Below are 12,965 nucleotides of genomic sequence, written 5' to 3'. Positions count from 1 at the left end.
CCTTTGTGATTGGCATTGCATCCTCACTCTCCCTCATGGTGAGCTTGTCGAACCACGGACAACGCACCACGAACCACGCACCACGAAGTGGCGGCATTTACCCCCTCTGGGCTGTCGGCCTACCGGGGCGAGCCACGGGTCTCGCCCGTCCTTCGGCCCCCACAAGGGGGGAGATCACATTGACATGAACGCATTTGCACAACTGGAAACGTTTCAAATTGTGCAAGATGGTATTGAAGGCTGATCTCCCCCCTTGTGGGGGAGATGTCCGACAGGACAGAGGGGGGTGATTGCATCTCCAATTGCAGTTGCAGAACATACCTCCCCATTACCACGCCCGCTTTTGCGTCTGGCTATTGAAAGGTGGGAAAGACGGGCGATCCAAAGGGGAACGCGGAAGTCTTGGTATTGGTAGTGTAGTCATGCGTTCCCCGGAGATTTTCCTGTTTCAACCAAGAAAACAACCGGATCACCCGTCCCGATGACTGGTTTTACCCTTGTGAGATAATACCTTTCCCCTGCGGCTGGGTTCTCCCCGCAGGTGAAATCACCGATCCTTTCCTGAACTCAGAAAGTTTCCGGAGCATTCCCGCCGGAAAGGACACCATCAGAATAAGCGAGGTGGGATGGTGTTGGATAAGTTGGTGTGATTTTTTTTGAAAATGGTTGCAGCGATTGTTGTGCGTGGTTCGACGGGCTCACCATGAGGGAGAGTGGAGATGCACGACAATCGCAAAGGTTGCAGAATATAGCTCCCGATATCTCAATCCTCTCCGTCATCACCTCAACCCTCTCCGTCATCCTCGGGCTTGACCCGAGGACCCACGACAAAGGGGAAGGAAGGAACGACTACAATTGTTCGTGCTTCTCGATCATGGTCCTCGGGTCATCCTCGGGTTAAACCCGAGGACTGAGGATGACGGAGAGAGAGGGTTGCAGGGAGTCAAGTTCTGCAACTATTGCGGGCTGTCATGTTATGCAACTTTTGCGATGTGCAACGTTGGTGAGGTACAACGTTGGTGATGTGCGGTCTCTGCGATTAGCCTTGCATCACCCAAGCCCCTCATGGTGAGCTTGTCGAACCACGAACCACGAACCACCACAACCCTACGTTCCGCTCTCAACCCAGCTGCGGATGAGATGGGCGGCAATGGCGCCGGGAGGGGGTGTCATCAACCCTTCCGGGTGGGTGCGATCAAGCATCAGAACGACTTCCTCGCGGGTGAACCAGCGGCCCGCTTCCAGTTCCGCCGTATCAAGCGTGTAATCGTCAGAGAGTGCCTCCGCATGGCAGCCAATCATCAGCGAATAGGGAAATGGCCAGGGCTGCGACGCATGATAGACAACGCGGCCAATCGGCAGGTTGGTTTCTTCCAGCGTCTCGCGCCGCACGGCATTTTCGATGGTTTCGCCGGGCTCGATAAAGCCGGCGAGGCAGGAATACATGCCCGGTCCAAAATGCGCACCGCGCGCCAGCAGGCATTTGTCGCCGCGCACCACCATCATGATAGCCACGGGATCGGTGCGCGGGAAATGCTGGGCGTCACAATTGGGGCAGGTGCGGCGATAGCCGCCGTCGCGCATCACTGTTTCCGACCCGCAGCGCCCGCAGAAGCGATGATTCTCATGCCATGTCAGCAAGGAGACCGCCTGCGCCATGGCACCAACCTGATCCTCTGGGACAAGACCCTGCGTATAAACAGGACGATATTCAATGGCCTTGATTGTCTCGGGTAAGGTTGCCAGATCGATGCCGCTTAAGGTCGCAAGAACCGGTGTCTCGTCCTGCATACCCAAATAGATTGTCTTGTTCGGGTTCGGCAGCAATGCCGCAGCCTCCTCAAGCCCGAAAAGAGCATTACCGATGCCGTCGCCCTGAGCCACCAGCACATGGCCTTGCCCAATCAGCAACATGCGTGTGTTTGCGTCTGCCAGTGCAACCGTCACGACGTCATCGCTGCGCTTTTCCGCATGGCGGTTGATCCTGTTGCCGGCAAATCCGACAAAGTGGCTCGCTTCCGCTTCCGGAACATCATAAAGGCGAAACGGCATGGATAAAGCTCCAGAAGGCTGGTCCGGATGGGGACTCACATGGTGTGAAGAATTAGATAGCCCCGAGAATAGCGTTCGCAAAGTCCCTTGCATCTTTTTCGCCATAGGGTTCGCGAATACCATGTCCCCAGACAGGTCCGGGCCACGCAGGATCGCCCGTGTTGCGGGCAATCACATGCAAATGCAGCTGCCGCACAATATTGCCAAGTGCGCCAGTATTGATCTTTTCACAATTGGCGACCGTTTTCAGGGCCTGTGCAGCTATACCAGACTCGAAAACAAGCATGGTCTGATCAAGCGGCGTGAGGTCATGAATCTCGCTGATTCCAACCCGTTGCGGCACGAGAATAAGCCAGGGCCAGCGCCGGTCATTCATCAGGCGCAGGTCGCAAAGGCCCAGCCTTGCAATGGGAATTGTATCAGCTGCAAGTTTGCTATCGAGTATGAACGTCATGATTTGCAACAAATAGCAGTTTTTTTGTCGTTCCGCTTGCTTTTTGCGTAAAGATTGCCGATATGAGCCTCGGGAGGTTGGTGGTGGACGAGCCACTCGCCAACCGGGTCAGGTCCGGAAGGAAGCAGCCCCAACGAGCCAGGCACGGGTCGCCGTGCCAGCCTCCCACCCTTTATCCTCTTCAAAGCCGTTATCCGGCATTGACGCTGCGGTGTGCGGCGGTACAAACTTGTCTGACGCAATGAAGAGCAATGCAGGAGCGGAATCAACCGGGATGGACACCAAAACGGCAGATAGCGCCTATCGCGTGCTCGCCCGCAAATATCGCCCGCAGAATTTCGACGATCTGGTCGGCCAGGAACCTATGGTGCGCACGCTCACCAATGCGTTCGAGACTGGCCGTATAGCGCAAGCGTGGATGCTGACCGGCGTGCGCGGGGTCGGCAAGACGACTACGGCGCGTATTCTGGCCCGAGCACTCAATTACAAGACCGCTGAGATCGACAAACCGACCATCGACCTGTCTGTTCCCGGTGAACATTGTCAGGCGATCATGGAAGGCCGCCATGTCGATGTGATCGAGATGGACGCCGCCTCGCATACGGGTATTGATGATATCAGAGAGATTATTGAGCAGGTGCGCTACCGCCCGGTTTCGGCCCGCTACAAAGTCTATATCATCGACGAAGTGCATATGCTGTCCAATCAGGCTTTCAACGGTCTGCTGAAAACATTGGAAGAGCCGCCACCCCACGTCAAATTCATCTTTGCCACGACCGAAATCCGTAAAGTTCCGATCACTGTTCTGTCGCGTTGCCAGCGTTTCGACCTGCGCCGCATTGATGCGAACATGCTGACTGGTTTGTTGAAGAAGATTGCGGACAAGGAAAGCATCACGGTTGATGCGGCATCGCTGGCGATGATTGCCCGTGCTGGCGAAGGCTCGGCGCGTGATTCTCTCTCGATCTTCGATCAGGCGATTGCCCATGGTGCGGGCAATGTCGATGCGGACACCGTGCGTTCCATGCTGGGTCTTGCCGATCGCGCCCGTATCATCGATCTGTTTGAAATGCTGATGCGCGGCGATGTGGCCTCCGCCCTGCGTGAGTTCCGTGCGCAATATGATGTCGGGGCCGATCCAAGTGTTGTGCTTTCCGATCTTGCCGACTTCAATCATCTGGTGACGCGCATTCGTTTCACCCCTGATGTGGCTGACGATATTTCGCTGTCGGAAGACGAACGGGTACGCGGCAGGGACTATGCGGAAAAACTTTCCATCCGCGTGCTTTCCCGCACATGGCAGATGCTGCTGAAAGGCATTGCCGAGGTGGATGCATCCAACCGTCCGGTGCAGGCCGCCGAAATGCTGTTGATCCGGCTGACCCATGCCGCCGATCTGCCGACATTGGATGAAGCGCTGAAATCGCTGGAAAACGGTGCGTCTCCATCTGGCCAATCGCCGCGAAGCGATGGCCCGCGTCCCGGTAATGGTGGTGGACAGGCTTTGGGCCGTTCGGCACCAGCGGATGCGGTAGCACCTGCCCGCAACACCGTAAGTTCAGGCGGCGGTGCCACCATGCGGCTGGTTGAGCCGACGGCACAACCGGAGCCCGTTGTGCAAGCGCAGCCTGTGGTTGAAGAACAGGCTCCATCGGTTCCGGTAAACAGCATCGCCGATATCATCGCGCTCGCGGAAAAAGAGCGCAATATGCAGTTCAAGATTCTGGTCAAGAATTGCGTCCGGCTCGTCAGCATCAAGCCGGGCAGGCTTGAGATCAATCTGACCGATGATGCGCCAAAAACCCTGATCACGGATCTGTCGCAAAAACTGACCGCATGGACTGGCGCGCGCTGGATGGTGTCCTTGTCACGCGAGCAGGGTGCGCAAACGATCAACGAAACTGAAACGGCGCGGCGCGATTCCATGCTCAGCGATGCCCGTGCCGATCCGGATGTGGCAGCGATCCTTTCGCGGTTTCCCGGTGCCAAGATTATCAATGTGCGGATTGCGACGCCTGCCGGGCAGGCCAATGGCGATCCGGATGCAATGGACGGGACAGGTCTTGGCGATGATACGCTGGCACCCGTCGAAGAAGACGATTGATCAAAAGGAGTTTTTCCCATGCGTGACATTATGGGCATGATGAAACAGGCCAAGGAAATGCAGGGCAAGATGGCCGCCATGCAGGAAGAAATCGCAGCGCTTGAAGCCGAAGGACATTCGGGCGGCGGTCTCGTCACGGTGAAGCTGTCAGGCAAGGGAGCGTTGACCTCGCTCAAAATCGACCCGTCCCTGTTCAAGGAAGATGATGTCGAGATTCTTGAGGACCTGATCATCGCTGCCCATAATGAGGCGAAGGCGAAGGTCGAGGCTGTTATGGCGGAGAAGACTCAGGCGCTCACTGCTGGCCTGCCTATCCCGCCCGGATTCAAGCTGCCGTTCTGATTGTTTTCGGTACAATCACAAGTTTATTGGAAATGATCAGAGCTTGGTCTATATTGAGCTTGGAGTGAGAGGCGAGCTTTCGCCCACCTCTCTCTTGTTTATCTAGCGAATTGAACCCGGACGGTCCATGACCAGCTCGTCCGGGTTTTCTTCATAATAAACGTGATACTAAACGGGAATCTCCGCATAGTTTCACCTCCAAGTTCAAAGGCAAGGCTGTTGCTACAGTCGGGTAGCCCATTCTCCCGATGCACCGGCTGGCGCGGTGCTGCTGCTTCGCCTTCGAACCATTGCGTCTTTCAACGCTTGCGGTGATGATTACTTGGTTCGCGGCTATCGGCAACGAATGCAGGGTTGTGAAATTTCGGCCACTTTTCGCTCAGGTTGCGTCTGCGATTCCCTACAAGCCGAATTTGCTTTAAACCGTCGATATGTCGAAACGAATCGCCGGTCCTGAAATTGAACGCCTGATCCAGCTTCTGGCCAAAGTGCCGGGGCTTGGACCGCGTTCGGCACGCCGGGCGGCGCTGCATCTGATCAAGAAAAAAGAAGCACTGCTTATCCCGCTGGGTTCCGCCATGCAGGATGCGGCGGAAAAGGTTCGTATCTGTTCCACATGCGGCAATGTCGATACGTCTGATCCCTGCATGATCTGCACCGATCCGCGCCGGGAACGGGCTACGCTGATCGTGGTCGAGGATGTTTCCGATCTTTGGGCGCTTGAACGCGCCGGTTCCATGAATGTCCGCTACCATGTGCTTGGCGGCCGCCTGTCGCCGCTGGATGGTGTCGGCCCTGATGATCTCAACATTGCAAGCCTCGTCAGCCGTGTGGCGGAAGGCGAGATCAAAGAGGTTATTCTCGCCGTTAATGCGACGGTTGAGGGGCAGACAACAGCCCATTATATCACGGACCAGCTTGCCGACTTTGATGTGCGCATCACGCGGCTTGCCCATGGGGTGCCTGTCGGCGGCGAACTGGATTATCTGGATGAGGGTACGCTGACGGCGGCCCTGCGCGCACGGACGACGTTATAGGAGAAGACTTTGATCAAACGCCCGATGAAATCAGTCCTTGGGGCGGTGATAGCCATACTTCTCTATGCAACAGCGGGTTTTGCCGCTTCCAAGCCTGAAATCGAAGCGCAATTCCGGATGTGGCTTGCCAATGATCTATGGCCGGAAGCGAAGGCGCAAGGGATATCCAAAGCGGTCTTCGATCAGGCCTTTTCGGGCGTCACACTCAATTTCGATCTGCCCGATCTGGTCATGCCCGGTGAAAAGCCGCAGACGCCGAAGGAACAGAAGCAATCGGAATTCGGCTCGCCCGGTAAATATTTCAATGACAAGACGGTTGGTGCGGTCACGTCAGGCGGTACGGCAAGAGCCGGGCAATATGCGCAAATCCTCAAAGCCGTTGAAAACAAATATGGCGTGCCGGGTCCCATTGTTCTGGCGATCTGGGGTCGCGAAAGCGGCTATGGCAGCGTCAAGATTCCCTATAATGCCGTTACCGTGCTCGGGACAAAGGCTTTTTTGGCCACGCGCAAGGACATGTTCCGCAAGGAATTGATCGCAGCACTGCAGATTGTCGAAAAAGGTTATATCGGCGTGAGCGCCATGAAGAGTTCATGGGCTGGCGCGCTCGGGCAACCGCAATTCATGCCGACGTCCTATCTCCAGCATGCGGTGGATTTTGACGGGGACGGCAAGCGCGACATCTGGAATTCGGTTCCCGATACACTTGGTTCCATCGGCCATTATCTGGCACAGTATGGCTGGCAGCGTGGGCGGGACTGGGGCTATGAAGTCAATGTTCCGCAAACTGTCAGCTGCGCGCTGGAAGGACCGGATCAGGGCAAGCCTTTCGCCGCTTGGTCCAAGCTCGGCATTACCCGCGTCAACGGCAAGTCGTTTCCGTCAAGCGAAACAAATCGCGAAGGCTTTCTGCTGATGCCTGCGGGAAGGCATGGACCGGCTTTTGTCGTAACCAAGAATTTCTATGTCATCAAAGAATACAATATGAGCGATCTTTATGCGCTCTTCATCGGCCATGTGGGTGATCGCATTGCCAATGGCGCCAATGGCTTCTCGGTTGGCTGGGGTGATGTGGGCGGGCTTTACCGTTCGGATATTGCCAGCCTGCAGAAAGCGCTGGAGAAAAAGGGCTATGATGCCGGTGGCGCCGACGGTTTCCCGGGCTTCAAGACAAGACGCTCCATTGGTGATTGGCAGGCGAAGCAGGGGCTGCCCGCGACCTGCTTTCCGGATAAGGATCTGGTCAAGGCAATTCGCTGATTTTCCCAGCGATAGCCACCAGATGGTTCAGGGTAGGGGATGGATCATCCCTGCGCCAGATCAGCCCGGTTTCAATCACAGGCGGCTCGCCGGATAGTTTCAGATAGCGCACACCGGTGCGGCCAAGATTTTGCAGTGATGCCGGCACCAGCGCGATCCCCATTCTAGCCGAGACAAGGCTGATCATCGTTTGCATCTGGATCGCTTCCTGCCCAATAAGTGGAGCGGCGCCATTTGCCGTATAATAGCCGGTGATCACATCGTGAAAGGCTGGCGCGCTGCGGCGAGGAAAGATAATCAGGGCCTCCGACAAGGCTGTGGCAATGTCCAGTTTGCCATTCAGGCTTTTCAATCTTCCTGATAGCAACCATTGCTCCGGTACGGCGGCCACCAGCTCTTCCTGAAGCAGCGGCAGATAGGACAGTGAGGCGTGAAGCGTCGCCTGCGGCGGAATGATCAGACCTGCATGAATATCGCCCTGCAACAATGTTTCGATCTGGAGATCGCTCGTTGCCTCCTGCAATGTGATTTGCACATCGGGATAATCGGCTTTGTAGAGGCCGAGCAGCGTTGGCAGCAGACTGTAATCGGCGGTGCTGACGAAGCTGAGCTTCAGTGTGCCGGATGTTCCCTGCGCGAGTTGCCGGGCGATGCTGGGCAATGCTGCCGCGTCATCCAGAATTTTTTGCACATGATCAAGCCATTGCGCACCTGCTGGTGTCAGCACAACACTGCGCTTGGTGCGTGCAAACAGTTCCACACCGATTTCTTCTTCGAGTGCGAGAATAGTCTGGCTGAGGGGCGGTTGGGTCATGTTCAGTCGTGCGGCAGCCCGGCCGAAATGCAGTTCCTCGGCAACAGTGATAAAGTAGCGTAGCTGACGCAGATCCATATCGCGTTTGTAATATGGAAAACGACCTAATCAAGCATGAATTATATATTTCACACTTGTTTGGAAACGCTCTAAACAAAAGGCAATCGGATCTTCGAACCAAAATGTCCTTGTGGAGGAACAGCCATGGCAGCCAATGAACGGTCGAAACATATCACGCAGGGCGTAGCGCGCTCGCCCAACCGCGCCATGTATTATGCGCTGGGTTATGAGAAGGCGGATTTTGACAAGCCGATGATCGGCATTGCCAACGGCCATTCGACCATCACGCCATGCAATGCCGGATTGCAGCCATTGGCTGATGCGGCAGTTGCTGCGGTTAAGGCAGCGGGCGGCAATCCGCAAATCTTTGGCACACCCACCATTTCCGACGGCATGGCAATGGGTACGGAAGGCATGAAATATTCGCTGATCTCCCGCGAAGTTATCGCCGATTGCATCGAAACCTGCGTCAACGGTCAGTGGATGGATGGTGTTCTGGTGCTTGGCGGCTGCGACAAGAATATGCCGGGTGGTATGATCGCCATTGCCCGCAGCAATGTTCCCGCAATCTATGTTTATGGCGGCACGATCAAGCCGGGTAAATGGAAGGGCAAAGACCTTTCCATCGTTTCATCCTTTGAAGCGGTCGGGTCTTTCATGGCTGGAAAAATGAGTCAGGAAGATTTTGAAGGCATTGAGCGGCATGCTTGTCCTTCCACCGGCTCCTGCGGCGGCATGTATACGGCCAATACGATGAGTTCCTCGTTCGAGGCGTTGGGTATGTCCCTGATGTCGTCATCGACCATGGCCAATCCGGATGGCGAAAAAGTTGACAGCACCGCGGAGTCCGCCCGCGTTCTGGTGGAGGCGGTACGCCGGGGTATCCGCCCGCGCGATATCATCACCCGCAAATCCATCGAGAATGCCGTGTCGCTGATCATGGCGACAGGTGGCTCAACCAATGGCGTTCTGCATTTCCTCGCCATTGCCCATGCGGCTGAGGTCGAATGGACGCTGGATGATTTCGAACGCGTCCGCCGCAAGGTGCCGGTTATCTGCAATCTTCGGCCATCAGGCCAATATATGGCTGTTGATCTGCATCAGGTTGGCGGCATTCCGCAGGTTTTGAAAATCCTGCTCAATGCCGGGCTGCTGCATGGTGATTGCCTGACAATCACAGGCCGCACCATCGCCGAGGAACTGGCCCACGTTCCAGATGCGCCGCCTGCTGATCAGAATATCATCCGGACCATCGACAAGGCGCTCTATAAGGAAGGGCATCTGGCGATCCTCCGGGGTAATCTGGCAACAGAGGGTGCTGTCGCCAAGATTACCGGTCTGAAGAACCCTGTTATTCAGGGCCCGGCACGGGTGTTTGATGACGAGCAATCGGCGATGGATGCCATTCTGTCGGACAAGATCAGGCCCGGTGATGTGGTTGTCCTGCGTTATCTTGGACCCAAGGGCGGTCCCGGAATGCCCGAGATGCTGGCTCCGACATCGGCGATTATCGGGCGTGGTCTTGGTGAGAGCGTCGGGCTGATCACCGATGGCCGGTTTTCCGGCGGCACCTGGGGCATGGTCGTCGGCCACGTCACGCCGGAGGCTTTCGAGGGTGGTGCGATAGCGCTGATCAAGGAAGGCGATATGATCACCATTGATGCGCACAAGCAGCTTCTGCAACTCGAAGTGAGCGATGCGGAACTCGCCGAGCGCCGCAAGGCTTGGCAGCAGCCCGCGCCCCGCTACACGCGCGGCGTTCTGGCAAAATTTGCCAAACTCACCAAATCCGCCAGCGAAGGTGCTGTCACGGGTTAGATTGAGAACAGTCTGTCAAAAGCATGGGCGGTATGAATGCCGCCCATGAAATGCGATCCTGACGCGCAATCGAAATCGTCAGGAAATAAGCATATGCCAGCCCTCGTGAATGGACAGTGGATCAAAGGTGACGTTGCCGCCAGTGAGATGAAGGATGGGGCATTCCATCGCGAGCCGACCCGGTTTCGCAACTGGATTACGCCAGATGGCGTGCTCGACAAAGAGGGTACTCCCACATTCAAGGCAGAGGCCGGTCGTTATCAGCTTTTTGTATCCTACCTCTGCCCCTGGGCATCCCGCACGCTGATCTTTCGCCACCTCAAGGGGCTGGAAAACATCATCGGCATTGCCGTGGCTGAGCCTGCCCTCGGGGAAAATGGCTGGACATACACCAATCTTGTCGATGCGGGGTCAAAGGCACCGCCGATCCATTACCTGCACCAACTCTATACGGCTGGCCTGCCCACTTACACAGGCAAGGTTTCTGTTCCAGTGCTTTGGGATCGTCAGGAGGGGCAGATCGTCAACAATGAGTCGGCTGATATCATCCGTATCCTGAATTCCGCATTCGATGGGCTGACCGGTGATCGCAGGGATTTCTATCCGGAGAGGCTGCAGCCGGAGATCGAACGGTGGAACGCGCTTATCTATGACGATATCAACAATGGCGTTTACCGTGCCGGGTTTGCCAAGACACAAGAAAGCTACGACGAAGCGGTGAGGGATGTCTTTGCCGCGCTTGATCGTGTGGAAGCACATCTCGCCGATCATCGCTATCTGGCAGGGCAATATTTAACCGAGGCGGATTGGCGTCTGTTTGTGACACTGGTCCGGTTTGATGCTGCTTATAATGGCGTCTTTAAATGCAACATCCGTAGGTTGGAAGATTATCACCAATTATCCAATTATCTGCGCGAACTCTATCAGTTTGAAAATGTCCGCGAGACAGTGAAGATCGATCACATCAAGACAGGCTATTATTCCATCGCCTCGGTCAATCCGACCGGCATCGTCCCGGCTGGGCCAATGATCGACTTTGATCGGCCGCATGACCGGGAGCGCCTGACCGGCAAAGGCATCGTCCTGCGCTAAGCGTCGAATTCCACCGTTCTGAACCAAAAGCCCGATGGCTGGACCAAATGTCCGCTCATCGGGCTTTTTGCATTGCAGCAGCTTTTTCTCTTCATTTATGGCTTGTCAGAAATACCCATATGTGAAAATATTATTCACAAAAGAAGATTGAGGAGGATCGCACTATGGGACGCCAGTCCATTCCTGAAAGCCTGAAATGTGCTTCAAGGTGCAGCTGTGAGTGATTTTGCGCCCACAGTCGGCGTGTCCTCGACACAGCCAAAGAACATGCCAGCCGACCATGCGGCACTGCCGGTCTGGAATGCCGAAAACTGGTTCTATGAGGATTGGCCCGTTGGGCAAAAAATCCGCTCGCTGCGCCGGACGATTTCCGAAAGCGACAGCCATCTCTTCAATACACTGGTCACTGACATCCACCCCTATGTGCAGGACCAGATGTTTGCGGAAAGCGAGGGCATTTTCGGCAGGCGGCTCGTTGCCGGGGCCTTTGTCTTTTCCGCTGGTCTCGGACTCGTCGCAACCAATTGCGTCAATGCTTTTTCCTATGGCTATGACAAGCTGCGGTTCATTAAGCCGGTCTTTCTGAATGACACGATTTATACAATCCGCACCAATCTGGATAAGCGCCCGCGCTACAAGGAATTGGGCCTGATCCGCGCCAGCTACGAGGTGTTCAAGAACGAGGGCGAACTCGTTCTCTACTGTGAGCATCTGCAAACGGTGAAATACCAGAACCCCACCGATTTTATTGGAAAGACCGAGAAATAATGACCACGGATAATGCTGATCTGCCGCTTGCCGGCCTGCTCGTCGTTGATATGAGCCAGTTCCTGTCAGGGCCCTATGCGTCGCTGCGCCTGATGGATCTGGGCGCGCGGGTTATCAAGATCGAGCGACCCGATGGGGGCGATCTTTCCCGCAGGCTTTATCTGAGCGATACGGAAATCGGCGGCGACTCGACCATTTTCCACGCGATCAACCGCGCCAAGGAAAGTCTGGCGATCGATCTGAAAAGCGAAAGCGATCTCGCCTCATTACGGACACTTCTCGGGAAAGCTGATGTTCTCATTCAGAACTTCCGTCCCGGTGTCATAAAGCGTCTGGGCCTCGATTATGAAGCTGTTAAGGCGATCAACCCGCGTCTCGTCTATGCCGGTATTAGCGGCTATGGCGAGGAGGGTCCGTGGGTCGGGCGTCCGGGTCAGGATTTGCTGGCGCAATCGCGATCAGGCCTGATGTGGCTGAATGGCGATGAAAGTCAGGGGCCAGTACCGTTCGGGCTTGCTGTGGCCGATATGCTTGCGGGTGCGGCAACGGTTCAGGGTATTCTGGCTGCACTGGTAAGACGTGGCATCAGCGGCACCGGCAGTCATATTGAAACAAGCCTGCTGGAGTCGCTTATCGATTTCCAGTTCGAAGTGCTGACCACGCATCTCAATGATGGCCGCCGTCTGCCCAAGCGCTCGGATTTCCGCAGCGCCCATGCCTATCTCTCGGCACCTTATGGCGTCTATCCGACCAAGGACAATTACCTTGCCCTTGCCATGACACCCCTGCCGAAACTTGCCGACCTTCTGGGACTGGATGAACTCGCGCCTTATCGCGATACACCCGCCAGCTGGTTTACCGCCCGTGATGAAATCAAGCGGATCATCGCCAATAAGCTGGCGACTGAGGATACGGATCACTGGCTTGCTATACTTGAGCCTGCCGATATCTGGTGCGCGAAAGTACTGAACTGGGAAGAACTGATGGCGAGTGAGGGTTTCAAGGTTCTCGACATGCTGCAGACTGTCGAACGGGAGGACGATGTCTCCATTCTCACCACGCGCTCGCCCATCCGGGTCAACGGCAAACGGGCAAAGTCCGACCGGGCAGCGCCGCGGATCGGCGAACATAGCGAGGCGATCCGCAGGGAGTTCGGCCTGTGAG

General features: G+C 55.9%; 11 protein-coding genes and 1 other RNA gene. 9 read left to right on the top strand and 3 right to left on the bottom strand.

What is annotated here, in order from left to right:
* Positions 1-1,107 precede the first annotated feature (1,107 nt).
* Both nudC and FHW17_RS00400 read right to left on the bottom strand, forming a co-directional pair.
* Positions 1,108-2,052, bottom strand: coding sequence for an NAD(+) diphosphatase (gene nudC / locus FHW17_RS00405; RefSeq protein WP_182508983.1), 945 nt, complete (start codon positions 2,050-2,052; stop codon positions 1,108-1,110).
* Positions 2,053-2,104: 52 nt separating this feature from the next.
* Complete coding sequence (locus FHW17_RS00400) at positions 2,105-2,509, bottom strand: HIT family protein (protein ID WP_091880083.1); 405 nt, start codon at positions 2,507-2,509, stop codon at positions 2,105-2,107.
* Positions 2,510-2,578: 69 nt separating this feature from the next.
* On the opposite strand from FHW17_RS00400, the gene ffs reads away from it, so the two are divergent.
* From ffs to FHW17_RS00375, 5 genes are all read left to right on the top strand, one after another.
* An RNA gene (gene ffs / locus FHW17_RS00395) (signal recognition particle sRNA small type) lies at positions 2,579-2,675 on the top strand.
* A gap of 72 nt (positions 2,676-2,747) precedes the next feature.
* A complete protein-coding gene (locus FHW17_RS00390) occupies positions 2,748-4,610 on the top strand; it encodes a DNA polymerase III subunit gamma/tau (protein ID WP_182509388.1) in 1,863 nt (620 codons plus the stop codon).
* Between the two features lie 18 nt (positions 4,611-4,628).
* Positions 4,629-4,952 carry a YbaB/EbfC family nucleoid-associated protein gene (locus tag FHW17_RS00385; RefSeq protein ID WP_112528697.1) on the top strand — a complete coding sequence of 108 codons (324 nt, stop codon included), beginning with the start codon at positions 4,629-4,631 and terminating at the stop codon, positions 4,950-4,952.
* Positions 4,953-5,383: 431 nt separating this feature from the next.
* Positions 5,384-5,989: a recombination mediator RecR gene (gene recR, locus FHW17_RS00380; RefSeq protein ID WP_112528699.1), complete on the top strand. Its 606-nt coding sequence runs from the start codon at positions 5,384-5,386 to the stop codon at positions 5,987-5,989.
* 24 nt (positions 5,990-6,013) lie between these two features.
* On the top strand, positions 6,014-7,249 hold the full coding sequence (locus FHW17_RS00375; RefSeq protein ID WP_182509387.1) for a lytic murein transglycosylase: 1,236 nt from the start codon (positions 6,014-6,016) through the stop codon (positions 7,247-7,249).
* Here FHW17_RS00375 and FHW17_RS00370 read toward each other — a convergent pair.
* Complete coding sequence (locus FHW17_RS00370) at positions 7,233-8,141, bottom strand: LysR family transcriptional regulator (protein ID WP_182508982.1); 909 nt, start codon at positions 8,139-8,141, stop codon at positions 7,233-7,235. The two genes, FHW17_RS00375 and FHW17_RS00370, sit on opposite strands and share 17 nt — an antisense overlap.
* A gap of 126 nt (positions 8,142-8,267) precedes the next feature.
* On the opposite strand from FHW17_RS00370, the gene ilvD reads away from it, so the two are divergent.
* From ilvD to FHW17_RS00350, 4 genes are all read left to right on the top strand, one after another.
* Complete coding sequence (gene ilvD / locus FHW17_RS00365) at positions 8,268-9,941, top strand: dihydroxy-acid dehydratase (protein WP_182508981.1); 1,674 nt, start codon at positions 8,268-8,270, stop codon at positions 9,939-9,941.
* Positions 9,942-10,034: 93 nt separating this feature from the next.
* Entirely contained in the window at positions 10,035-11,033 is a 999-nt protein-coding gene (locus FHW17_RS00360) for a glutathione S-transferase family protein (RefSeq protein ID WP_182508980.1), read from the top strand.
* A gap of 216 nt (positions 11,034-11,249) precedes the next feature.
* A complete protein-coding gene (locus FHW17_RS00355) occupies positions 11,250-11,801 on the top strand; it encodes a MaoC family dehydratase (protein WP_182508979.1) in 552 nt (183 codons plus the stop codon).
* The gene (locus FHW17_RS00350) at positions 11,801-12,964 is read left to right on the top strand and encodes a CaiB/BaiF CoA-transferase family protein (protein ID WP_182508978.1); all 1,164 of its coding nucleotides are present in this window, start codon (positions 11,801-11,803) and stop codon (positions 12,962-12,964) included. The genes FHW17_RS00355 and FHW17_RS00350 overlap by 1 nt, the downstream gene beginning before the upstream one ends.
* Position 12,965 lies beyond the last annotated feature (1 nt).

It is taken from the genome of Phyllobacterium sp. P30BS-XVII (assembly GCF_014138335.1).
Lineage (GTDB): Bacteria > Pseudomonadota > Alphaproteobacteria > Rhizobiales > Rhizobiaceae > Phyllobacterium > Phyllobacterium meliloti.
This window is presented reverse-complemented; position numbering and strand designations above follow the sequence as displayed.